This is a genomic window from Paenibacillus sp. NPDC101420, assembly GCF_050277435.1.
Classification (GTDB): domain Bacteria; phylum Bacillota; class Bacilli; order Paenibacillales; family Paenibacillaceae; genus Paenibacillus_AQ.
Genome location: NZ_JBNNSE010000001.1, coordinates 352,358 through 376,954 on the forward strand (window position 1 = coordinate 352,358; position 24,597 = coordinate 376,954).

Sequence of the window (24,597 nt, forward strand, 5' to 3'; positions counted from 1 at the left end):
CCTTTCAGTAGCTGAATTCATTCACTCTGGACATTCAAGCTCCGAGCAAATCCTGACCTCCATGACGGGTAAAGTGGACTCCATTCGTAATCCATTCGAGCTTTCGTATTAGAGGCTCCCCGTTCCCATCCTGCTCTGCCTTCTTGAACATTAGGAGCAGGAGCACCTATGGTATCTGAATAAGCTGATAACCAATCCAATCCTTTAGCAGGCTCGTCGTCTACGATGTTCACAGGGCCTGAAGGCCAGTTCAGAGCAAGCACCGCTGCGTTAGCTGCGTCCTCCACATGTAGGAATGATACAACGGCATCTGTCGCTGTCATTCGTTCTTGACGAATTTCCTCTGCCATATAGCCATTAGTGTCATACCATGTTCCTTGGCCGTACAACATTCCATACCGCAAGATCACATAATTGGGGATCTCGGCAACTGCTTTCTCTAGTGAGTATATACCTTCAATCGTTCTTCTCCGAGGCTCTAAAGCCTTAAGATCTAAAGGAGTTTCCTCCGTAGCTGGCACATCTCCAGCTTCATAAGCCCATGAAATACTTTGTGCAATGATTTGTTCCACGCCAGCTGCAAGAGATGCATCCACAATATTTCGTGTTCCTTCTATTCTTATCCTGGAATTATCTGAGAAATTCCGCTGACTTAGTGAAGTTAGCTGATGGATAACCACTTCTGGCTGTGCTTTGTTAATGGACGCAAATATGGCCTCTCGATCGAAGACATCCGCGATTACCACCTGTGCTCCACACTTCTCAATAAATGCTCTATTTTCTTCTTTATGGGTCATTCCGACAACCTCATGCCCCGCTTCTAATAACTTAGGTAGCAATAGCCGTCCAATCACGCCCGCCGCACCGGCTACAAATATCTTCATCTACGCCCTCCTTAAGATCAGCCTCTAAGTATAAGATTGCTAGTTACTTCTCAAATTCTCAATTAGAATTTGGATTATTATCCATATCATACCACATGTATATTAAAGACTGCACCTCACAGCTTATCGCTAGGAGGTGCAGTCTTTAATGGATTGTTTATAGTAAAAGTAGGTCGATTAACATTTTAGATTTTATCGCGGTTGTAAACTTCAGCCGTTCGGTCTGCTCTGTTAGCCATCGAATTACCTAGTCGAGTGTCTTCGTTATAGACGCCTTCGTAACGCTGAGCATTTAGTGAGCGATTGTCTCGGAACACATCATGCGCTTGATACCCTCGTCCATTATCCTCAACAAGCACAAGGATCTTGCCACTATCAACGTATCCTTCGTACTCTTTTGCCTCATCCTCAGGAATGCCAAGACCGATCAAGCCACCAACTAAGCCACCTGCACCTGCACCCACGGCTACACCTGTTAACGTTGCCACAATAGGTCCCGCTGCCAGAATAGGACCAATCCCCGGAATTGCGAGCGCTCCGATACCTGCTAGCAGTCCGGTAACACCACCCAATACGCCGCCTGTAGCTGCACCTGTTGCAACACCCTCGGGAGCTTTTGTGCCTGTATCATCCGAAATATGTCTTAGCTCATCACGATCACGTGTGATTACTGATATTTCATCATTACTGAACCCTTGATTGTGAAGTCCTTCAATTGCTCTGGTTGCTTCTTGTTCTGTATCAAAGATACCTACGATTTTTTTAGTCACTTGAAGCCCTCCTTAGTAATTGTCTTCGCTAGTTAATTACCCTGTAAGCTGAAGACAAAACATCTAATTAAAATTTCAAGTGCACGAAGGACCTTATTATTTATTGGGACGTGTTCGATTGGTCGGAATTGCTTGCAAGGGATCGTCTGGCCAATAGTGCTTAGGATAACGTCCTTTTAGATCCTTTTTAACCTCAAAATAAGTACCACGCCAAAAGCTTGCAAGGTCAGAAGTCACCTGCATCGGTCTTCTTGCCGGTGACAAAAGATGAAGTAAAACAGGTACCTTCCCCCCTCCAATTCTAGGGGTGTCTAACTGTCCAAACATCTCTTGCAAACGCACAGCCAGTACGGGAGCAGCTGGATTAGCATAGTCCACGGGCACACGCGAACCACTAGGAACTGTTATATGTGTCGGCGCTTCCTGTTCAAGAAGCTGTCGCTGATTCCAGTCCAGCAACCCCTCAAGCGCCCGGGATAACGGGATTCGCTGAAGGTCACGCAAATTACGCATACCGTGAATGTAAGGTAATAGCCATTCATCAAGCATCTCAATTAATGCTTCATCAGAGACATCCGGCCAATCTGAACGTAAGGCGTGCATAAACATTAGCCGCTCACGAAGCTGCAGAGGTCCCTTTTCCCACGGTAAGATATCAATCCCATCCTCTGCGATTACACTTAGCAGTACTTTCGCTGTTTCTTCTGAGGAGGGTCTTTCATGTGACGTTTCTTTTAAGACAAGAGCGCCAAGCATCGTTCGACGGCGTTTCTTCACACTTCCACTTTCTTTATCCCAATGCACGTCAGAATCCTCTGTAATGTGATCTATATGATATTTAAGCAGTTGTCCTTCTTCTAGCTCAGCTGCCAGCAAGATTGCACCTTGTGTGGCTCGATCGTCAACAGACGCGGCCACAATATAAGCGGATCGTGCCAGCGGTTGCCCTTCCCGCATGGCCACGCCACGACCGGCGGAGAGCAGAAACGCGCCATCACCGCGTTTCTGCCCGATCCGGTCGGGATAGGCGAACGACAGAAGCAGCCCGCAGAGGCTGATTTCGTTCACGGTCCCGCCCGGCGCTGCTTGCAGCTGCGCCAGGAAATTGCGGCTCTCGCGCACCACCGCGCGCAGAGCCGCAGAGTCCGCTCCGCCCGTGTCGGCGGAGCGTTCGAACCGGAGCAGCGCCTCTACGCGCAGCGTGAGGTCGCAATCTAGTGCCGCGGGACCCTTGAACAGGTCCCGCTCTTGCAGCAGCGCCGCCAGCCGGCAGGCGAGCGGTGCTGCGCCAAGCTCTGCCGCGCGCAGCAGCATATGCGCGGCTCGCGGGTGCGCGCCAAGCGCGGCCATACTGCGGCCGTGCGGCGTGATGGCGCCGCCGGTATCCAGCGCGCCGAGCTGGCGCAGCAGCGCGGTGCCCTGCGCATAAGGCGCAGCGGGCGGCGCGTCAAGCCAAGCTAGCGCGGCAGGATCGCGCACGCCCCACAGCGCCAGCTCCAAAGCGAGCTGCGCAAGATCCGTCTCCATAATCTCCGGCACATTGTCATCCGGAAGGCGATTATGCTCCTCCTGACTCCACAGCCTGTAGCATACGCCCGGAGCTGTCCGCCCGGCCCGTCCTCGCCGCTGATCGGCAGAGGCTTTCGATACCGGAACCGTCGTAAGACTTGGCATTCCCGTACGCGGAGAGAAAATCTGCGTGCGACGCAGCCCTGTATCAATTACCGTTCGCACACCTTCGATTGTCAAGCTTGTCTCCGCAATGGAGGTCGCTAGTACGACTTTACGTTCGCCGTTTATGGATGGAGCCACTGCAGCATCCTGCATAGCCTGTGGTAATTGTCCGTATAAAGGACGAAGCACTACCCCGACAGGCAGTTTTCCATGTTCCAACTCATTTTGGGTTCTGCGAATCTCCCGTTCACCCGGCAAGAATACAAGTACATCTCCCGGCTGTTCAGCAAGCGCACGTCTCACTGCGGCTGTGGCCGATTTTTCAATCGGAAGATTTCCTGTAGTTGGGGTATAGATAGTTTCCACCGGATAGGTTCGTCCCGGACAATCAATCACTGGCGCATCACCCAGCATAACCGAGACCCGTTCACTATCTAGTGTTGCTGACATAATCAGAATCCGAAGATCATCACGCAGCACAGCCTGTGCTTCCAGCGCCAGAGCAAGTCCCAGATCCGCATGTAGACTACGCTCATGGAACTCATCAAAAATAATCAGCCCCACATCCCCTAGCGATGGATCACTCTGAAGCATCCTCGTTAAGACACCTTCAGTCACTACAACAATTCGTGTATTCTTGCCTACCTTAGTGTCGTTCCGCATCCGATAACCTACCGTCTGTCCAACACTTTCTCCAAGATTGGAAGCCATGTAAGTTGCAGCTGATCTAGCGGCAAGTCTTCTAGGCTCAAGCATAAGAATGCTTTTACCAGCCATCCATGGCTCGTCCAGAAATGCCGGAGGCGTTCCAGTTGTTTTGCCCGCACCGGGTTCTGCGATCAGAACAGCCGCCCTTGTTGAGCGAAGTATGTGTTTCAGGTCTGGAAGCACCTGTATTATTGGAAGCTGTTTCATTATATCTCTCCATCGTTTGTAATAATATGTTATGATTTCCTTTGATGTGGTCTAAACCCTATTCATCATGTGCGAAAAAACTCCAAAGATCAAGACAATCTGTACTTACCATTTCAAGTATAACTTTCTTATATTATAAAAAAGGAGACTTTCTAAAATGCTCGTAACTAAAGCCACTATTTCAGATTTATCTATGCTCAGCAAGATCGATAGCATGGTCATTGGCAGCGAAATTCGCAAACCTAAAATCGAACAATATATTCTAAATGAGCAATGTGTTGTAGCATCGATTAACAGTGAGCCTGTCGGTTTTGCTTGTTACGATACCACTTTTTTCGAATGCTGTTTTATTCAGCTCGTAATTGTGAATCCCAATTTCAGACGTCTTGGCATTGCCGGTGCACTTATTCGTTACACTGAAGAATACTCTCCAACCCCCAAGCTGTTTACTTCCACCAATGAATCCAATACGATCATGCAGCAAGTGTGTCTTTCTCTAGGATTTGTAAGAAGCGGAATCATTGAGAATTTAGACGATGGTGATCCAGAATGGGTATATTTCAAGCAAGTAAAATGACACTTGTGAAACGAAGCACGCAAAAAGGCAGCGCTTTCGTCTCTTTATGGACTAAGAGCTGCTTTTATTTCACACTATTTATCATCATGTCCATACAACAGGACCCTAATAAGCGTTATTCTTCTTCCCTAATTATCTGTTCGTGTATTTGAACACTGTATTGCATAAAAGCAGGATTATTATCTAAGCCTCGTTCACGCAGAAGCTCTTGCAGACGCAGCCTTTTCAAAGACAATTTTGTCCGAATTGCCTTGCCTTCACTAGTTTCAGGGCCTCCGCTATTGTGGCAGGCAGCAAGCAGCCCTTCGAGGGTAACGCATTCTGCACGCAAAGATACTTCCTCGGGCACCAGCCCGGAATTCTTCATAATTTTGAAAGACATGCGCAATTCTTCTGGCACGCCCGATAAATCCTCAAGCTCCAGTGGCTTGCCATGCCCAGGTAAATCTCCAAATTCCCCATTACGCATAGATTCCTGAATCCGCTGCTCAACCAGCCAGGACATCATCCCCATATACGCAGCCTCCTTCACCAATACCACTACTATGATCTATCCCGCCTAAGCAAAAGTATGGTAAGCAGAATTGCGTCTATTTTAGCATAAAAAACTGTAGATTTACATCAAACTGCCGCAATGCATTCTTATAAAAGGCGATCCTTCTCCGTTCTATGAATCTTCCTCGTCATCGCAGATCGTTCGGACTAAGGAGCACTTATTTCGCAATTTCAGGCTATTTTGCTATACTATCGGACTCAGTTGCACCTATTCACGCAAATACACCCTATTTTAATAGAAATTGTGGAAATAAGAGCTATGCAGTCCGAAAAGTCTGCGCATCCTCATATTCGCCTCCGCAGATCGCTCAGGATTCAAGAGTCCCCATTCCGCAAATTCAATTCATTCTGCTACACCATCATTCTCTGCTCCCTGTCCGCAACATATTACAGACGCCTAACCAAACCGTACAATAGTTTTTTTTCATGCGAACAATTGTTATACTCGTTCTAATAAGCCTCAACTCAACAAGAAAAACGCCTGACGTCGTCCTTGGAGGTAGAGTTACAAGCTGAGTACATCCGTAATTCCATACTCGTATCCATATACACCTTCGTAGTGAGGTTCCGCTTACGGACCGAATGGCTTTATTTTGATGAAATGAGCACATATATTAGGGACGGACCGTATTGCACTTATTCCCTAATAACAAGCCCCTTCCCGGGTGATCTGGGGCGAATAACAGCGCTTGCTCATTTACGTTACCGGCGGCACATTGTATTCAGTTTTTCGCATACATTTGGCTCGTTTACGTTACCGGCGGCACATTGTATTCGATTTTTCGCATACATTTGGCTCGTTTATGTTACCGTCGGCACATTGTATTCGATTTTCCGCATACATTTGGCTCATTTACGTTACTGGCGGCACATTTGTATTCGGTTTTTCGCTTACATTTGTCCGTAGGCTCGACTAAAACATGCATTTCGGAGGATATAAGGTCCGCTCGGTTTTTAGAATCTGACGGATGACTCCTCGTTTATTTCATGTCTCCTGCTTCTTCACGTTCACCCCTCCTTCCTCTTTCTTCGGAGTTATCCACATTTTTTTTGTATTGTATAATTTCCTAAACAATAAAAAAAGGACTACAGCAGTAGTCCAAAGGAGAAATATAACATGATAGCTAACCTCAAAAAAGCAGATGATCATTATGTCGCTCGTTTCGAACGTCAACTAAAACATCCCGCATCAGAAATATGGTCCTTTCTGACAGAGAATGAGAAGCTTGCTTTATGGTTCACTGAATTACGTGTTGAAGACCTGCGTGAAGGGGGATTAATCAAGTTTGATATGCAAGACGGCACCTTTGAGGAAATGACGATTACCGCCCTGCAACATGAATCTGTTCTTGAATTTACGTGGGCTGAAGATTCCGTTCGCTTTGAGCTATATCCAAATTCAGAAGGATGTTTACTCGTCTTGAATGAAACGATCCGAACGCTCACGCCACACACACCCCGAGATTTAGCTGGCTGGCATGTATGTCTGGACGTGATCCAGCATCTTCTGGATGGTACGACGCTGGAGTCACGAAAAGCTGAATGGAACGTTTGGTATGAACGATACCGGGAAGCGATCTCTAAATTAGGACAATAAGGACTCTGCTCCATCAATCACAATTTGCGCACCTGTAATATGAATAGATTCATCGGAAGCCAAAAAAGAAACTAGATCGGCAACATTATCCGGTTTACCCGGCCCATCCGCCAGCGGCTGCGCACCATCGGGAAATTCAATCGGAATGACGATCGCTTCTACTTCTTCGTTCATTTCAGTGGTTTCATCTATATTGGTAGCAATCGCCCCGGGGCAGATCACATTCACTCGAATTTTAAACTTAGCTAGCTCAAGTGCAGCCATTTTGGCAAAAGCTACCTGTCCAGCTTTGGTAGTACTATACGTAGACCACCCAAAGCTGGCAAATCTAGTATTCCCATTGATGGAGCTAGTGATGATAATGCTACCTTTCCCTTTATCCTTCAGATGAGGGATCGTATATTTCAAGGTCAAAAAGGTCCCCGTCAAGTTCACCGACATCGTGCGCTCCCAATCACTCAGGCTCAGTTCCTCTATTGGTCCCACCGCACCATTGATTCCCGCGTTAGCGAATACTACATCTAAGCCGCCGAATTGTTCGACAGTCCTGCGAACGGCTTCCTCCATCCCTTTTTCATCTGAAGTATCTACCTCTATGGCCAATGCGCAATCTTTCCGAAACTTGTTCAGCTTATCCGCCAAAGATGAGGTACGTTCAAGATTCAAATCAAAAAGCGCTACATTAGCACCTTCCCTCGCCAGCTTAATAGCGGTAGCCCGACCAATTCCTGAGCCCGCTCCTGTTATAATTGCTGTTTTTCCAATGAATCTTTGTTTCTTAGCTATGTTTGGACTCATATGTAATCTCTCCCTTAAGATCTCTTAGTGATGTACTATGGATCAAGATTACCCAAATACATGCACACTGGAATCATCTTCACAAAAAAACTCCCCGTTCAAAAACTTGAACTGAGAGTTTCATCTAGATCTATACATCTAATTGTCCAACTTCCGCACATCCACTTTCACGGTCAGAGTGCCCGCTCCACCACGATATACACCTTTTACAGGTACAATATCTTTGTAGTCCCGTCCGTGACCTAACTTAATGTAGCGCCAATTGACCTCAACATTATTTGTCGGATCGAAACCAAGCCAACCTGTACCCGGAATGTGAGTCTCCACCCAAGCATGAGAAGCTTGCTCAAAATTAGCATTACTCCCTTGCAGATCACCAACAAAATGATATCCACTTACATATCTGGAAGGCAGACCGACACTACGGCAGACAGCAATCATTAGATGAGCATAATCCTGACATACACCGCGTTTAAGCTTCAGTGCTTTTTTTACCGTAGTATTTACACTTGTAGCCTCAGGGTCATAGGTGAACTGTTCATAAATCGTCGCAGATAATTTAAGAATCCATTCATACATATCCTCTGCTTCATTAAAAGGGTACTGTGAGGCAAACTCCACTAATTCAGGCGTCACCTCGGTATAACGAGTCGGCAATATAAACTCAATATAACGGTTCTGAAATCCCTCGTCATTTAACAATCTAATTTGTTCTTCAAGAGATGTTCTCGGGAGATCTGTCCCCTGAGCTTTATCCAGTGTAACTACAGTAGCTTTAGTGTGGATTACCATCTCCGTATGCGGCTTATTAACCGAATAGGCATGGACCCGATTCCCGAAGAAATCCTCATAGGTTAATAGATTGGCTGGCGGGTAAATATCCACTTCATGGTGATAACAGGATTGGCGATAATTCGTACGTGGCGTGAGTCTGATCTCATTGACACTGTCCGTAACCGGCTCTGGATAGCTGTATGTGGTGGTATGATTGATTTGAATCTTCATACAGACACTCCTTCTCGCCGAAAAAAGGCGCCCTCCATTGTTTTACCAAGTTTCTGACAGGATATCACCAGCGATTTAAGCACATCTTCCACTAGCTCGCCGGACATTTCTTCCTTTTCCATATAATCCAGCTCTGCTTTTAGCTTACCCGCTTGCCGGATAACCTTCTCATGACCTGAACCTTTCTCTGAGGGATCTAGTTCAAGCTTTGCTAAATGCTCTTCCAGCTGATGAAAAGAAAAACGAATGGAACGCGGAAATTTGGGATTCGCAATCAAGAAATCTAAAATGCTCTCCGGGGACATAGCATCTGCATAATAACGGCGAAACGCCTGGTACCCACTAACGGATTTAAGCACCGCCTGCAACTGAGTATAAACCGCGTCAAGCTCCTTAAATCGGCATGAGGCAATGACCGCCTGCAAGATACGAGTTGTATTCTCTGCCCGCTCTAGAAACCGTCCACTTTCAATGAAATGCCACTCATTCCCTCTAAGCATTACCGACTGCTCTGCTCCGAGAAACATGGCTGTACGCTCCTTAACCTGCTGATAGAACTGATGTGGGCCGCTCATAATATCTGCAACAGACCGCTCACCAAGCCATAGGTTGAAGCTGTTGACAACATCCCATAATTCACTTGGAAGCTGCTGACGGAGTGTTCGCAGATTATTTCTGGCATGATGTACGCAAGAGAATAATGAATTAGAATTGCCTAAATCAAGTGTGATGAAAGATAGGACATCCTGCTCAGAAAAGGTTTCGAACTGCTGCATATATTCACCTCGAACGCCTAGCGCATCGATTAACCTTGACCATTTATGTCCTTCTTCATGAAAATCCTCTTCCTGCTGGATATGATAATGAACATTGATTAGCCGCGCATGATTCTCTGCCCTTTCAATATATCTGCCGATCCAGAACAAAGCTTCAGCATTTCGATTCAGCATCTCCAGCCACTCCCTTATTTAACAAATTGATGCTGCATTTTGTTAATCATCAACAAGCCTCACTAGGTTGTATCAAGCCATGACCCAAGTATCTTTTACGCCACCACCTTGCGAGGAGTTTACGACCAAAGACCCTTCTTTCATAGCCACCCGTGTCAATCCCCCAGGGATAACATGTGGCTTACGGTCAGCACCCATTAATACAAAAGCTCGAAGGTCGATATGTCTCGGTGCCATAGTCCCACCAGACAATACAGGTGCTCTGGACAGAGACATAATAGGCTGTGCTATATAACGTTCCGGATCTGCGATAATCTTCATTCGAAATTCAGCGAGTTCTTCTTTCGTAGCTTCGCTTCCGATCAACATTCCGTATCCCCCGGATAAAGAGGTTTCCTTAACAACCATTTCAGATAGGTTCTCAAGGACATATAAACGTTCATCAGGCCTGCCTAGCAAATAGGTCGGGACATTCCCAAGAATCGGTTCTTCATTCAGATAATAACGAATCATATCCGGTACATAGACATACATCGCTTTATCATCAGCAACACCAGTCCCCGGGGCATTAGCAATCGCTACATTCCCTGCCCGATACGCATTCATCAGACCCGCCACCCCTAGAAGTGAATCCGGCTGAAAAGCTAACGGATCGATGAAATCATCATCCAAACGGCGATATAGTACATCTACGCGGCGAAGTCCGTTCATTTCTTTCAAATATATTTTGTGATCCTTTGCAACCAAATCTCGTCCTTCAACCAAATATATACCCATCTGTTGTGCTAGAAAAGCATGCTCATAATAAGCAGAATTGTATTCCCCAGGTGTAAGGAGTGCTATAACCGGATCTGACTTTCGTGAGGGTGATAAACTACGTAGAACGGATAAGAAGCGATTCAAGCTATGATCAACATCTCGGATGGAGCTGGCAAAGGACAATTCAGGAAACAACTGATTCATAAGGGTTCTGCCTTTAAAAAGATATGAAAAACCTGAAGGCGTTCGTAGATTATCTTCAAGCACATAATATTGCCCATCATGATGGCGGATCAGATCGATTCCCGAGGTAGTGATGTAGGCTCCACCAGGCACCCTTAGACCAGCCATTTCTGGCCGGAAATAACAGTTGGAGATGATCATACGCCTTGGGACTATTCCATCCTTTACGATGTACTGCTCATGGTAGATATCATGAATGAACAGATTCAAAGCCGTGATACGCTGAATAATTCCAGCCTCTAGCCTCTCCCATTCATTCTTAGGAATAATGCGTGGAATCATATCGAAGGGAATCGTACGCTCCATGGGATGATCCTGAGCCGGATTGTATAGCGTAAAAGTAATTCCTTCCTCCATCATCCTGCGCTGCATCAAATTCTGCTTACCCTGCAGCTCTTCGGAGCTCATTCCGGAAAACATGCGATTCACATGTCTGTAATGCGGCCGGACATTTCTCTTATCTGCATACATTTCATCGAAAAAATGTTGCAGCGGATACGGAGACAGACCTGGCAGAGGATCTAATTTGGACATGAGCCCGACTCCTTTCGATAAATGTTATCTTTACTAACAAGTCATACTTTAATTTCTGAAAATATCCAAGAAAATATTGTTTTGTATTCCCATAATACGTAAATCCTATCACCGATGTCAATATATATAACAGAGAAATGCGATCTCTGAATATTTCCGTGTTTTGGAATCGCTTCCTTTCTCTCTTATATAGGTTGCCGGAGCTGAAATGTAGTTTCTTCATTGAATTGTATGCAGGAGTAGTGACAAGCATTACTATTATGAATTTTTCATATGTTGTATTTTTTATATAGTTGTCTGGGAAGGTGATTTCAGTTATATGGTATAATTTGGAGCGTTAGGAGAGTGAACAAATGGATCACAAATATACTATGACCATGGAGCAGGAAGAGGCTAGGCGGGATCATATTTTTCTTTTATTTGGCTTGTCAGAAGCTGGTTCGATGAAGGTAGCACTTAGTCGTGTAGGCAGTCGTCATTTAATAAGAGTACTTTCATTTAATGAGACGTTCTCTGCTGGACCGCTGTGCAAATTACCTAATGATGAAGGGTGTCAAGCCCGTGAGTTATGGTTTCAGGAACGATTTCCGGATCAGGGTTATCATCTCAATCCCCAGCATACACTGGGAGCCATGATTCAGACCTTAAAAGAAATTCCCGAGGACAAAAAAATCACTATTTGGTGCGGAAACAACTCCCATGATCAGACAGGTTTACGATTTGCACTTTCTGTTCTTAGTGAGAGGAAGCAACCTATTTATGTTATAAATCCAATCGAAGCTTATGAGGAGCTTCCCGGGATTACTGAACAATATAGCATGGACTTATCTCCCCAGTCCCTGGGTCAGCTCCCAAACGAAGCTGTGCAAACTATTATCAAAAACACCGAAAATACGCAACCCCTTACCTCCGCGCAGAGAAAACAGTATGAGCTGGAGTGGCAAGAAATCAGCAACACTGAGGATATGCTTCGAGTCTGGTCCAAAGGTCAGCTAACGAATGTACCCGAAACATACTATGACGAAGACATTCTATCCTTAATTCTGCAACTGCAAAAGAATGAACAGGGAGATCATTTCGTAAATGCAGGACTTATTGTAGGTGCAATTATAGGGCAGTGGAATTTATTTATCAGTACCTCATTTATAGAATATCGCTTCTGGAGGCTTATTAGTGAGGGAAAGCTGTTATTTAAAGGGATACCCTACGCGATGCATTTGTACTTTTTAAGAATTCCTTAGAGGTCACTACATTAACAACTAACAAATATTTTATAAAAAAGGAATGCCCTCATAAACTAAATATAGCTTCGAGGACATTCCTTGTAAATATGACTTCTTTATGATCATGTGTAGGGATGGATTACACTTACTCTTCCGATTCTTCTGACTCTTCCTCAGCAATTAATCCGGCAAAAAGAGCATGCACGAACTGCTGAGAATCAAATGGCTGCAAGTCTTCCATCTTTTCTCCGAGCCCTACGAGCTTCACTGGTAAGTTCATTTCCTGACGAATGGCTACTACAATTCCGCCTTTAGCTGTACCATCCAGCTTCGTCAAGACGAGCCCTGTCACCCCACTCTTTTCACCAAATAGCTTGGCCTGAGTAAGCGCATTTTGACCTGTGGTCGCATCTAGCACCATCAGTACTTCATGCGGAGCACTAGGAATTTCTCTTTGAATAACGCGGAAAATCTTGTTGAGCTCTTCCATCAGATTGCTCTTATTCTGAAGTCTGCCTGCCGTATCGCAAATCAAGATATCTACATTCCGCTGCTTAGCCGCTTGAACAGCATCGAACATAACAGCGGCTGGGTCAGAGCCAGCTTGTTGCTTAATTACGTCTACGCCAGCACGTTGACCCCAAACTTCGAGTTGTTCAATCGCTCCGGCACGGAACGTATCCCCTGCGGCCAAAAGAACTTTTTTACCCTCTTGTTTGTAACGATGTGCTAGTTTACCGATCGTAGTCGTCTTGCCTACTCCATTTACCCCAACGAACAAGATAACTGTAATGCCATCCGGATTTTCCTTCAGGCTGTTATCGTCATCGCCGCGCAGCAATTCCATGAGCTTACGGGACAAAATGGGTTGCAGCTCAGCTGCATCTTCAATTCGTTTTTGCTTCACTTCGGCGCGCAGATCCTCGACAAGTGTCATTACTGTATTAACACCTACGTCCGCACCAATCAAGATTTCTTCCAGTTCTTCGTAGAACTCTTCATCTATTTTTTTACGGCGGATAATCAGGTCTGCTACCTTCTCGACAAAGCCTTTACGGGTTTTCTCTAATCCGTCGCGGAATTGTTTGGTTACACTTTCCGTTTTGCCGGAAATGCTTTCTTTTAACTTCCTGAAAAAGCTCATTTGTTTCCTCCTAAAAGTTTTGTGAGCGACACTTCATTGATTTAACTTCGTACAAAACTCGCTTCGAAAGCAGATACTTAAAAAAATCACCATTTTGGCAAGCCGTTAAGCGATCTCTGCTTCCTCATCCTCTAAACGTACAGAGACAAGCTTAGATACTCCGCCTTCTTCCATCGTCACTCCGTAGAGCACATCCGCCTCTTCCATCGTTCCTTTGCGGTGTGTAACGACGATAAATTGCGTTTGTTCCGAGAACTCACGCAAATACTGTGCAAAACGTACGACATTCGCTTCATCTAGCGCAGCCTCTACCTCATCCAGTACGCAGAACGGAACCGGCTTCACTTGCAGGATGGCGAACAAGAGGGCCATCGCAGTTAAGGCGCGTTCCCCACCAGATAAGAGCTGCAGGTTTTGAAGCTTTTTACCCGGTGGTTGGGCTACGATATCTATACCTGTTTCAAGCATATGTTCTGGATCCAGAAGCATGAGATCGGCTCGACCGCCTCCGAACAGCTTCGAGAATACCGTACCGAATTGTTTACGGATCGCATCAAAGGTCTGTTTGAAGCGTTTGGACATTTCATCTTCCATCTCACGGATAACTTGATACAGGGTAGTCTTGGCTTCGACCAGGTCATCTTTTTGTCCACTGAGGAAGGTGTAACGCTCATGAACACGCTGATATTCTTCAATCGCACCTAAGTTCACTTCGCCCAATGCAGAAATACTGCGTTTCAGACGCTGTACATCCGCTTGTGCGGCAGGCACATCTTCGGGCACAGGATAACGTTGCTTCGCTAGTTCATAGCTTAGCTCGTAATCATCACTCAGCTTACGAAGAATATTATCAAGTTCAACATCGAGACGACCCACAGAAACTTCAGTAGAACGCAGCTTGTCCTCCACGACTCTAAGTGCCTGACGCTGATCCTTGGTCTTGCCCTCCTCTAGCTCAAGCTTACGGGTTAACACTGAACGTTCCGCCCGAGCTAGATCCAAAGTACCGGCTGTCTCTTCCTTCTTCAGACGATAACTATTCAAATCTTCTTTCTGTTTCACGGTTTCCAAAGCATTACTAGCCAAATCCTGTTCGATCGTATGTAACAGATTTCGATTCTGGCGCAGCTCTTTATCCTGTGAACCCGCATCTTGTCTTAGACGACGTAATTGCTCCTCCAAGGAGAAGATCTCCTGATCGAGCTTGCCTTCCGAAACCTTCATACTGGTCAGCTTACCTTGCAACTCTTCCTTAGCGGATTCATTCGCTTTACGCGCCGATTCGGCATTACGGATACCCTCATGAGCTTCCTTCTCTTCCTTCTCGAGACGTTCAAGCTCAGCAGAGGCTTGTTTCCGAGTCTCCTCAAGCGTACGGACCTCACTTTCAAAGCCACTACGTTCCGCGCCTGTGCTCTCCACTTGTTCCTGCACATGCCGCAGCTCCTGTTCAAGCTGCTTCAAATCGCCAGAAACACGTTGCTCTTCCAGTCTCTTCTCATCACCATCACGGCGCAGGTCCTCTAGCTTCACGCTAGCGTTTTCCTGCTCTTCACGAAGTCTGGCTATGCCTTGTTTCAGCTTAACAATTTGACGCTCGCTCTCTTCGATCTCACTGCTCAGCTGATCCAGCTGGCGTTTACGACTAAGTAAGCTATTGTTCTTCTTATGCTGGCTACCACCAGTCATGGAGCCCCCGGCATTGACTACATCACCCTCTAGCGTAACCACACGATAACGATACTGGCATCTAGCGGCGATGCGATTAGCCTGCTCCAGGCTCTCAGCAATAACTACATTGCCAAGCAAACTGCCAACAATACTTGCATACTTATCATCGTATCCAACGAGTTCGGAACCAATTCCAACAAAACCTTCAGCATCTTCCACCATTCCTCGGTCGCTACCGGAAATTTGGCGTGGCCGGATAACATCGAGTGGTAGAAAAGTAGCTCGTCCCAATTGACGTTGCTTCAGGAAAGATATCGCTTGACGAGACACGCTCTCATTATCCATAACCACGTGTTGCAGCGATGCACCCAGCGCAGTCTCAACAGCCATTTCCAGCTTCTCAGGAACGGAGATGAGTTCAGCAACCGCACCATGCACACCGTTAAGCTGTCCTTTACGAGCTCCTTTGAGAACTTCTTTAACCCCAAGCATAAAGCCATCGAAATCATCCTGCATTTCTTTCATGGTCTCGTGACGGGAGACTTGTGCTTCCCGCTTCTGTTCCCATTTTCTCAGACCTGATTGCGTCTCTTCAATCAGCTTCTGACGTTTACTAAGTTGTTCACTTTCAGTAATATAAGCACCACGAAGATTGCTTAGTTCTTTTCCAAGCTGGGCAATCTTGTCTTTTAGCCCTTTCTGGTTAGCAGACAGCTCTTCATGCCGTGCAGTCCATTTGCCGCTTTCTTCTTCACTGCGGCTCATACGACGCTCCAGGTTCTCCTTCTGTTGATCCGCGTAACGAATTTCGTTACGTGCATTCGCCATAAGGTTCATTAACTCCAGGAGAGCACTTTTCAGCTTCTCCTCCTGGCTCTGACTAATACCGTCAGCGACACCTTCGAGTCTTGCCTCTTCCGCTTCGATCTGTTTCCGAAGCTCAACAAGCTTAAGCCGGGACGCTTCGAGCTTAGCTTCTAAATCCCCAAGCTCACGCTGTCGGTCCGCAGAACGCTCACCTACAGAACCTAATGTGAGCATTAACTGTTCACGGTTGCTCTCAAGATTACGCTTGCGTTCCTTCAACACTTCCCCGTAACCTTCGCTCTTCTCATAAGCTTCACTATAACGGAGCAATTGCTCTTGCTGCTTCTCGATCTGTTCTTCTAACGCGCGCAGTTCAGCACGTCCGCTTTCCAGCTTGGCATCATGGGCTGAGACAACTGTAGATAATTCCAGTTGCTCATCCTTTAAAGTTTCGAGCTTAGCGTTACCTTCCTGCCAAGCTGTATGAATGCCTTCAATCTGATGCACATAGACTGAAATTTCCTGATGCTTCAGTTGTTCCCGAAGCTCTTTAAAGCGAATGGCCTTCTCCGATTGATCCTTAAGGGGACCAATCTGATCCTCAAGCTCACTAATCAAATCGTGAATACGAAGCAAGTTTTGCTCCGTGTCGTCAAGCTTTCGACTTGCATCTTTTTTGCGCGATTTATATTTTACAATACCCGATGCCTCTTCAAAGATGCCTCGCCGATCCTCGGAACGAGTACTCAGAATCTCTTCAATCCGACCCTGTCCGATAATCGAATAAGCCTCACGCCCGATACCGGTATCCATGAACAGCTCTGTGATATCCTTTAGTCGGCAGGATTGCTTATTAATTAAATATTCACTCTCACCACTGCGGTGAACACGCCGAGTCACTGTAACTTCGCTGAAATCCAGTGGAAGCGTGTGATCCTCATTATCGAGCGTAAGTGATACTTCACCATAATTCACAGCTTTACGCGCGTCACTACCGGCAAAAATAATATCTTCCATCTTGCCGCCACGCAGTGATTTAGCACTCTGTTCGCCGAGCACCCAGCGTATGCCGTCAGAAATATTGCTCTTGCCGCTTCCGTTCGGACCCACTACGGCCGTTATTCCGCGCACAAATTCCATTTCTGTTTTGTCGGCAAATGATTTAAAACCAGCTAATTCTATCCGTTTCAAAAACATACTTGCCTATCACCTCTGACCCATTATACCATAGCGTTTATTCGCCTAAAATAGCTTCAAAATGAAGCTTGGCTATTCTTTCGAAAAAGAGCAGCAACGGTCTGAGCTCCGCCTAAACGCCGGTATTCAGACCTTTGCTGCTCTCCTCCGCTTGTCCACATGATGCAAAATTCAGGCACCATCTTCTTTCAGATGCAACAGTGCAGCTGCTGCAGCCTGCTGCTCTGCTTCCTTCTTCGAGCGGCCGCTCCCTTTACCAAGAGAACGGTTAGTCATTAACACTTCAGAGACGAATTCACGCTCATGCGCGGGTCCCCGTTCTTCAATGATCCGATATTCCAACGTACCCATATTGTGCTGCTGAATTAGCTCTTGCAGTTCCGTCTTATAATCGGTCATCTGCATTTGCAGTTTCCCATCCGTCTCCACAAGTGGGAATACGTGATTATCAAGAAAAGACCGTACAGTTTCCAGCCCTTGGTCAAGATAAAGCGCTCCCACGAAGGATTCGAACACATCAGCCAGCAGGGCCGGGCGAGTACGTCCGCCCGTAAGTTCTTCCCCTTTTCCCAGCAGTACATAACGGCCAAAACCTAAACTCTCAGCGAACTTAACCAGCGAAGGCTCGCATACGATAGCGGCACGTAGCTTGGTCAGTTCCCCTTCAGGTCGATCTGGCAACAGATTGTACAAATATTCAGAAACCGTCAGCTCCAGTACAGCATCCCCTAGAAATTCGAGGCGCTCATTGTCCTGATGCTGATTGAAACGGTGTTCATTCACATAAGATGCATGGGTAAAGGCCTGCTTCAGAAGCACAGAATCGTGAAATTGGATTTGAAGTTGCTGTTGTAACTGCTTCAGTTCTCCTTTCACCGCGCTGTCCCCTTACTGATTATATTTTTTTAGAATAACTGTTGCGTTATGTCCCCCGAATCCAAACGAATTCGACATTACGATATCAAGATCCGCTTTACGTGGAACATTTGGTACATAATCCAAATCACATTCCGGGTCCTGGTTGTCCAAATTAATTGTTGGAGCAATCATGCCTTTTTGCAAAGAGAGTCCGCAGATAATAGCTTCTACTCCACCAGCAGCACCTAGAAGATGACCTGTCATGGATTTCGTTGAGCTAATAGCTACTTTATAGGCATGTTCACCTAATGCTTTCTTAACAGCAGCCGTTTCTGATCGATCTCCTACAGGCGTTGAAGTACCATGTGCGTTGATGTAATCAATATCTTCAGGAGAGATACCAGCATCACGGATTGCCATCTTCATGCAGCGAGCTGCACCATCTGGATCCGGTTCAGTCATATGGTGAGCATCAGCACTTAGACCATAGCCGATTACCTCAGCATAAATCTTCGCTCCACGTTTCTCAGCATGTTCAAGGGATTCCAGAATCAAGATCCCAGCGCCCTCTCCCATAACGAAACCATCGCGATCTACATCAAATGGCCGACTAGCCTTCTCCGGCTCATCATTACGAGTGGACATTGCTCTCATTGCACAAAATCCTGCCATTCCTGTTGGACGAATGGTCGCTTCCGAACCACCGCAGATCATAGCATCCGCGTCTCCACGTTGAATCAGACGGAATGATTCCCCAATGGAATGACTTCCTGTAGCACAGGCCGTCACTGTAGTCGTATTCGGTCCCTTTGCACCGAGGTTAATGGACAGCTGCCCAGAACCCATGTTAGCGATCATCATCGGGATAAAGAACGGGCTAACCCGTTTTGGCCCTTTTTCAAGCAACAGATTATGATTGTCTTCCCAAGTACCAAGACCACCGATACCCGAACCAACAGATACACCGATCCGTTCAGCATCGATATCTTCACCGATCTTAAGTCCACTGTCTCTCAATGCATCTTCACCAGCAGCCACTGCAAATTGTACAAAACGGTCCATTTTGCGGGCTTCCTTGCGGCCAAAAAGCGCCTCCGGATCAAAGTCTTTAACTGATGAAGCAATTTGCGTAGTGTATTCGCTGACATCAAACGCTTCAACCATCGATACACCTGATTTACCGCTCATCAGATTATCCCAGAACGTCTCCAAGTCTTTCCCCAGTGACGTAATTACGCCCATCCCGGTTACAACCACTCTATGACTCAAACACAATCACCCCATCTATAGGCTGTATACATTATATTCAGTACTTATATACTGCAAATTATTACTATATGAACAGCGATCACCGCATCATTAAAGCTTCTGCGGTTCTGTTATAATCCCTATGAAGCTGCACATGGCAACCTGTAATACAACTTTAATGCTGTATAAATGAGGAGAAGCCCCGCCCAAGTTGGAACGGGACTCTCAATCATATGACTCTAGGTATGAGATTGTATGTACTTCACAACTTCACCCACGGTCGTAATCGTCTCTGCATCTTCATCAGAGATTTCCATGTCGAATTCATCTTCCAATTCCATAACCAATTCTACTACATCAAGAGAATCAGCACCTAAATCATCTTTGAAAGACGCTTCTAATGTTACCTCAGCTTCATCGGCACCTAAGCGGTCGATGACAATGCGTTTTACACGCTCTAATACATCGGACATCCGGTTCACCTCCTCTTTTGGTATTATACGAGATATGAGGTCAAAATACCATAGACCGCAAAAAACGCTTTCCTGATCCCTCACATTTCATCTTTAAAACAGTGTAATTTCTCCCAAGCATAAACGCTTTCGGCGTCCTTATAAGGACAGTAAGTGTTTAAGCAAGAAATATAAAGATAAAGTATAGTGTGAAACTTATACTTTCTTATATTTTCAAAGGAGAATTACATATACATCCCGCCATCCACGTGTAGTGTCTGGCCGGTCATATAAGCGGCGCCTTCAGAAGCTAAGAAAACAACTGTCATAGCTACTTCTTCCGGACGCCCAAGGCGAGCTAGTGGAATGCCCTTCTCTAGCTCACTGCGAACTTCTTCAGAGAGCTCACGTGTCATATCTGTATCAATAAACCCAGGAGCAATACAGTTGACGGTGATGCCCCGCGAAGAAAGCTCACGAGCCGATGCCTTCGTTAAACCGATGACACCAGCCTTAGCTGCAGAGTAATTAGCCTGACCAGGGTTACCTGTCACGCCCACAACCGAGGAAATATTAATGATTCGGCCATAGCGCTGTTTCATCATCGGACGTGTTGCTGCCTTAAGGCAATTAAACACACCTTTCAGATTCGTCTCAATCACTTGATCGAACTCTTCCTCTTTCATGCGCATAATCAGGTTGTCCCTAGTAATGCCGGCATTATTGACAACAATGTCAATACGTCCCCAGGTATTAAGAACCTCTTTCACAAGGCTCTCGGCCTGTTCACTATTGCCGACATCTCCACGGAGTGCAATACCCTCCGAGCCAAGCTCGACAATACGGGCCACAGTCTCCTGTGCCGCCGCTTCACTTCCTGCATAGTTCACGGCCACCTTTACACCGTGTTCTGCAAGAGCAAGCGCGATACTACGACCAATGCCACGTGAGCCGCCAGTTACAAGGGCCGTTTGGCCCCGCAATGCTGAGAACATAGTCTAATCCCCTTTCAATCATGATGCTGTTGTCAAAATATTAAACCATTTCTTACAAAACAGTTTGGACACCTTCAAGTGTATTAATGTTGATTACTTTGACTGTTTTATCTATTTTGCGGATCAGACCTGCCAGAACACTGCCAGAACCAATCTCAACAAAAGTGTCAACACCATCCGCAATCAACCATTCAATACTGTCTTGCCAAAGCACAGGAGAATACACCTGACGAACAAGCAGTTCGCGAATTTCTTCGGGATCTGTTACCGGTGATGCAGTGACGTTAACGATGACAGGTACATTTGGAGTGTTGAAGGTTACTTTCTTCAACTCTTCTGCCAAACGATCTGCAGCAGCTCTCATCATAGAAGAGTGAAAAGGTCCACTTACTTCTAGCGGAATTGCCCGCTTGCCACCAGCTTCTTTAACACGCTGCACAACACCATTAACGCCTTCCTGAGATCCGGAAACAACGATCTGACCTGGACAGTTAACGTTAGCCAGTTCTACAACACCATTCTCTTCAGAGATAGTTTGGCATAATGCTGCCAGCGCTTCACGTTCTGCGCCAAGCACTGCAGCCATTGCACCTTGTCCTCCTGGAACAGCTTCTTCCATGAAACGGCCTCTCAAGCGTACAAGTGTTACAGCATCTTCATATGACAACACACCCGCAGCTACTAGTGCACTGTATTCACCAAGGCTATGACCAGCAACATAATCCGGCTTCAAACCTTGTTCACGTAGAGCTTCAAGATAGGCTACGCTTGCTGTAAGAAGCGCTGGTTGCGTGTTTACCGTTTGCTTCAACTCACTGTCCGGCCCTTCAAAAATCAGCTTACTTAGTGGAAATCCGAGAACTTCATCCCCTTTCTCGAACACTGCACGGCTGTTTGGAAGAGCATCATAAACATCCTTGCCCATTCCAACTGCTTGTGCTCCCTGACCGGGAAAGACGAATGCAATTTTACTCATAAGTATGAACTCCTTCCCGTATAACGGTCTTAGCTTATTACCAGATCAACACAGATGCGCCCCAAGTCAAGCCCCCGCCGAATCCAACCATCAGGACGGTGTCGCCTTCTTTCATACGTCCTTCTTCCGCCGCTTCAACAAGCGCAAGTGGAATGGAGGCAGCCGAAGTATTGGCATATTTATCAACATTGATTACACATTTCTCTGGTGGCAAATCAAGACGCTGCATAGCGGATTGAATGATACGAATATTCGCTTGGTGAGGTACGAACAAATCGATATCTTCCTTACCCAGACCAGCTTTAGTAAGCACACGTTCTGTAGCTGAGCCCATTACACGAACAGCAAATTTAAAGACTTCACGGCCATTCATATAAATGAAATGCTTCTTATCTTCAACGGTTTGCTGAGAGGCAGGCAAGCGCGAACCGCCGGCTTCTAGCTTAAGCAAGTTCCCTCCAGAGCCTTCAGCACCCAGATCAAAGGATTGGAAACCACGACCTTCCGGAACCTCACCAATGATAACTGCACCTGCTCCATCACCAAACAAGACACAAGTATTGCGATCCGTATAATCTGTGATGCGGGATAAAGTATCCGCACCTATAATAAGTGCATTGTTGTACATTCCGTTCTGAATAAAGCCAACCGCAGTAGCTAAGCTGTATACAAAACCAGAGCAGGCTGCTGACAAGTCAAAAGCTGCAGCGCCTTTAGCACCCAGTTTATCCTGCAAAATACAGGCTGTAGAAGGGAAAGCACTATCAGGTGTTACTGTTGCAATAATAATAAGATCCAAATCTTCGGCTTTCATTCCAGCGGAATCAAGTGCCTTGAGTGCTGCTTCATACGCTAGATCAGAAGTTGCCTCGTGAGGCGCAGCAATATGTCTCTCGCGGATGCCTGTCCGACTGACGATCCACTCATCGTTAGTCTCCACTATTTTTTCCAGATCGCTATTTGTCAATATTTTCTCAGGTACATATTTCCCAGTTCCTATAATTCCAACCGGTCGCAACTGTCTCATGTCGTCACTCACTTCCCGCTAATTTCCTTGGATATACTTGGCACAAGATCGGCTTGCAGAGCAATCCGCGCTTGTCTTACCGCATTCTTAACTGCATTTCCGTCAGAAGATCCGTGGCCCTTAACTACCAATCCGCTAAGACCGAGTAGTGGTGCACCACCGTGCTCTTTGTAATCCATTTTACCCTTTAGAGCTCTAAGCTCCGGCATCAGCATAGCCGCGCCAATCTTAGTCTTCAGAGAACGACTAAATTGCTCCTTGAGCAAAGAGAACAAAGCACCCGCCGTACCCTCAAGAGACTTTAACAAAATATTACCGGCAAATCCATCGCAGACAAGCACATCGCAATTCCCTGTCAGTACGTCACGTGCCTCAACATTACCGATAAAATGAATGCCTGGCAAGTTCTCAAGCAGCGGATAAGCTTCTTTCGTCAGTTCGTTACCCTTTCCAGGCTCCGTCCCTACATTCAGAAGTCCCACACGCGGCTTAGCAATACCATGAACCTTGCTCCGGTAAATGCTGCCCATCAGCGCATATTGTACCAGATGTTCAGGCTTCGCATCCATGTTAGCACCAAGATCAAGAGCCAGTACGCCAACATCGTCAAGCGTTGGAATCATAGGCGCCAGTGCAGGACGTTCAATCCCCTGCATCCGGCCAACTACGAGGAGTCCTGTGGTCATTAGTGCACCCGTGTTACCAGACGAAATCATAGCATCTGCTTCACCTTCACGCACCATTCGTCCAGCTACAACCATGGATGAGTCTTTTTTACGACGAACTGCCTTAACCGGCTCTTCATCAGAACCAATGACGTCTCCTGCATGACGTATTGTCAGATTAGATGGCTTGTTTTTGAGTAATGGCTCTAATCTGGCTTCGTCACCAACGAGCACAATCTGCGTATCTTTCCATTCCGCGGCCGCGGACAACGCCCCCTCGACATTACATTCAGGAGCGTTGTCCCCGCCCATGGCATCAATGGCGATCAGCACTATGGTTACCCCCTTCACTGTGTTCATCATTTGCGGACCGATACACTATAAAATGGCCCTGAAACACTAGTTCTTCTCCGACATAGGTGAATACGTCCACCTCTGCTTTGCCACCCCTACCGGCGAGTGACCGCACCTGTGCTTTGGCAATACACTTCTCACCTAGCTGAACTGTGCGTACAAAACGTATATCGGCTGAAGCGGTCAGAGCAATTTCATCGTTGATTACGGCAACCGCAAGCGAGTTCGCTTGAGCAAACACATAGTGACCACGAGCGATCCCATTTCTAGAGAACACATGGTCTTCGCGAATCTCAAATATCGAAATCCCACTCTTGTCCAATTGTAAATCCACAATGTCTCCGATGACTTCATCCGCAGGCAAAGAGCGCACCTGATCATAGGAGTGCTCTGCCATTTGCTTCATTCGTTCACGCAGTTCCGGTATCCCCAGCTCCATTCGGTCTAACCGAATCGTCTGAATGCTAACTTTTAGCTGACGAGTCAACTCCCGATCCGTTACAAAAGGATTACCTGCGATTATATGTAGCAGCTGTTGCTGACGTTCTTTCTTGGACATCCGCTCGATTGCGGCTCACCTCCTGGCACGTGCCAAGCATAAACGCCTTCGGCGTCCTTATGGACGATAAGCGTTTAAGCGAGAAATATAAGACATCAAGTATAGGTGCATAACTTATACTTTCTTATATTTTAAAGAAAGCATTCGGCCGCTTGAATGG

Annotated in this window: 21 protein-coding genes; 3 read left to right on the top strand and 18 right to left on the bottom strand. The window is 46.4% G+C overall.

The annotated features are described in order from the left end of the window. Positions 1 to 17 precede the first annotated feature (17 nt). The 3 genes from ACQKMP_RS01595 to hrpB form a co-directional block, all read right to left on the bottom strand. A complete protein-coding gene (locus ACQKMP_RS01595; RefSeq protein WP_427468711.1) occupies positions 18 to 884 on the bottom strand; it encodes an NAD-dependent epimerase/dehydratase family protein in 867 nt (288 codons plus the stop codon). A gap of 185 nt (positions 885 to 1,069) precedes the next feature. Next, the gene (locus tag ACQKMP_RS01600; RefSeq protein WP_427468712.1) at positions 1,070 to 1,654 is read right to left on the bottom strand and encodes a general stress protein; all 585 of its coding nucleotides are present in this window, start codon (positions 1,652 to 1,654) and stop codon (positions 1,070 to 1,072) included. Positions 1,655 to 1,750: 96 nt separating this feature from the next. Beyond that, positions 1,751 to 4,243 carry an ATP-dependent helicase HrpB gene (gene hrpB, locus ACQKMP_RS01605; protein WP_427468713.1) on the bottom strand — a complete coding sequence of 831 codons (2,493 nt, stop codon included), beginning with the start codon at positions 4,241 to 4,243 and terminating at the stop codon, positions 1,751 to 1,753. Between the two features lie 157 nt (positions 4,244 to 4,400). On the opposite strand from hrpB, the gene ACQKMP_RS01610 reads away from it, so the two are divergent. After that, positions 4,401 to 4,820 (top strand): GNAT family N-acetyltransferase, encoded by a 420-nt coding sequence (locus tag ACQKMP_RS01610; RefSeq protein WP_427468714.1) that lies wholly within the window; start codon positions 4,401 to 4,403, stop codon positions 4,818 to 4,820. Positions 4,821 to 4,935: 115 nt separating this feature from the next. Here the strand turns inward: ACQKMP_RS01610 and ACQKMP_RS01615 are convergent, their stop codons facing one another. Next, a complete protein-coding gene (locus tag ACQKMP_RS01615) occupies positions 4,936 to 5,334 on the bottom strand; it encodes a DnaJ family domain-containing protein (protein ID WP_427468715.1) in 399 nt (132 codons plus the stop codon). 1,158 nt (positions 5,335 to 6,492) lie between these two features. Here ACQKMP_RS01615 and ACQKMP_RS01620 point away from each other — a divergent pair. Then, complete coding sequence (locus ACQKMP_RS01620) at positions 6,493 to 6,972, top strand: SRPBCC family protein (protein ID WP_042187720.1); 480 nt, start codon at positions 6,493 to 6,495, stop codon at positions 6,970 to 6,972. On the opposite strand, the gene ACQKMP_RS01625 is transcribed toward ACQKMP_RS01620, so the two are convergent. The 4 genes from ACQKMP_RS01625 to ACQKMP_RS01640 all read right to left on the bottom strand — a co-directional run bounded on the left by ACQKMP_RS01625 (position 6,961) and on the right by ACQKMP_RS01640 (position 11,261). Next, positions 6,961 to 7,770 carry an SDR family oxidoreductase gene (locus tag ACQKMP_RS01625; RefSeq protein ID WP_042187718.1) on the bottom strand — a complete coding sequence of 270 codons (810 nt, stop codon included), beginning with the start codon at positions 7,768 to 7,770 and terminating at the stop codon, positions 6,961 to 6,963. The genes ACQKMP_RS01620 and ACQKMP_RS01625 overlap by 12 nt on opposite strands. Before the next feature lie 138 nt (positions 7,771 to 7,908). Continuing rightward, positions 7,909 to 8,775 carry a transglutaminase family protein gene (locus ACQKMP_RS01630; RefSeq protein WP_042187715.1) on the bottom strand — a complete coding sequence of 289 codons (867 nt, stop codon included), beginning with the start codon at positions 8,773 to 8,775 and terminating at the stop codon, positions 7,909 to 7,911. Continuing rightward, entirely contained in the window at positions 8,772 to 9,725 is a 954-nt protein-coding gene (locus tag ACQKMP_RS01635) for an alpha-E domain-containing protein (protein WP_076282772.1), read from the bottom strand. The genes ACQKMP_RS01630 and ACQKMP_RS01635 overlap by 4 nt, the downstream gene beginning before the upstream one ends. Before the next feature lie 72 nt (positions 9,726 to 9,797). Next, the gene (locus tag ACQKMP_RS01640) at positions 9,798 to 11,261 is read right to left on the bottom strand and encodes a circularly permuted type 2 ATP-grasp protein (protein ID WP_427468716.1); all 1,464 of its coding nucleotides are present in this window, start codon (positions 11,259 to 11,261) and stop codon (positions 9,798 to 9,800) included. 353 nt (positions 11,262 to 11,614) lie between these two features. On the opposite strand from ACQKMP_RS01640, the gene ACQKMP_RS01645 reads away from it, so the two are divergent. Further along, positions 11,615 to 12,502: a DUF1835 domain-containing protein gene (locus ACQKMP_RS01645; RefSeq protein WP_379421752.1), complete on the top strand. Its 888-nt coding sequence runs from the start codon at positions 11,615 to 11,617 to the stop codon at positions 12,500 to 12,502. A gap of 127 nt (positions 12,503 to 12,629) precedes the next feature. Here ACQKMP_RS01645 and ftsY read toward each other — a convergent pair whose 3' ends face one another. From ftsY to fapR, 10 genes are all read right to left on the bottom strand, one after another. Continuing rightward, positions 12,630 to 13,628, bottom strand: coding sequence for a signal recognition particle-docking protein FtsY (gene ftsY / locus ACQKMP_RS01650; RefSeq protein ID WP_042187710.1), 999 nt, complete (start codon positions 13,626 to 13,628; stop codon positions 12,630 to 12,632). A 105-nt stretch (positions 13,629 to 13,733) separates the two neighbouring features. Continuing rightward, on the bottom strand, positions 13,734 to 17,303 hold the full coding sequence (gene smc / locus ACQKMP_RS01655; RefSeq protein ID WP_427468717.1) for a chromosome segregation protein SMC: 3,570 nt from the start codon (positions 17,301 to 17,303) through the stop codon (positions 13,734 to 13,736). Between the two features lie 171 nt (positions 17,304 to 17,474). After that, complete coding sequence (gene rnc, locus ACQKMP_RS01660) at positions 17,475 to 18,179, bottom strand: ribonuclease III (RefSeq protein WP_042127220.1); 705 nt, start codon at positions 18,177 to 18,179, stop codon at positions 17,475 to 17,477. Between the two features lie 12 nt (positions 18,180 to 18,191). Next, positions 18,192 to 19,430 (bottom strand): beta-ketoacyl-ACP synthase II, encoded by a 1,239-nt coding sequence (gene fabF / locus ACQKMP_RS01665; RefSeq protein WP_076282776.1) that lies wholly within the window; start codon positions 19,428 to 19,430, stop codon positions 18,192 to 18,194. A 218-nt stretch (positions 19,431 to 19,648) separates the two neighbouring features. Further along, positions 19,649 to 19,882, bottom strand: coding sequence for an acyl carrier protein (locus ACQKMP_RS01670; RefSeq protein WP_036686493.1), 234 nt, complete (start codon positions 19,880 to 19,882; stop codon positions 19,649 to 19,651). Between the two features lie 224 nt (positions 19,883 to 20,106). Further along, positions 20,107 to 20,856, bottom strand: a complete 750-nt coding sequence (fabG, locus tag ACQKMP_RS01675; protein WP_042187706.1) for a 3-oxoacyl-[acyl-carrier-protein] reductase — start codon at positions 20,854 to 20,856, stop codon at positions 20,107 to 20,109. A gap of 52 nt (positions 20,857 to 20,908) precedes the next feature. Further along, positions 20,909 to 21,832 carry an ACP S-malonyltransferase gene (gene fabD / locus ACQKMP_RS01680; protein WP_339247699.1) on the bottom strand — a complete coding sequence of 308 codons (924 nt, stop codon included), beginning with the start codon at positions 21,830 to 21,832 and terminating at the stop codon, positions 20,909 to 20,911. Positions 21,833 to 21,869: 37 nt separating this feature from the next. Beyond that, positions 21,870 to 22,859: a beta-ketoacyl-ACP synthase III gene (locus ACQKMP_RS01685; protein ID WP_139328492.1), complete on the bottom strand. Its 990-nt coding sequence runs from the start codon at positions 22,857 to 22,859 to the stop codon at positions 21,870 to 21,872. Between the two features lie 8 nt (positions 22,860 to 22,867). Beyond that, complete coding sequence (gene plsX / locus ACQKMP_RS01690; protein ID WP_427468718.1) at positions 22,868 to 23,857, bottom strand: phosphate acyltransferase PlsX; 990 nt, start codon at positions 23,855 to 23,857, stop codon at positions 22,868 to 22,870. Next, positions 23,841 to 24,437 carry a transcription factor FapR gene (gene fapR / locus ACQKMP_RS01695; RefSeq protein WP_042127208.1) on the bottom strand — a complete coding sequence of 199 codons (597 nt, stop codon included), beginning with the start codon at positions 24,435 to 24,437 and terminating at the stop codon, positions 23,841 to 23,843. The genes plsX and fapR overlap by 17 nt, the downstream gene beginning before the upstream one ends. Between the last annotated feature and the right edge of the window lie 160 nt (positions 24,438 to 24,597).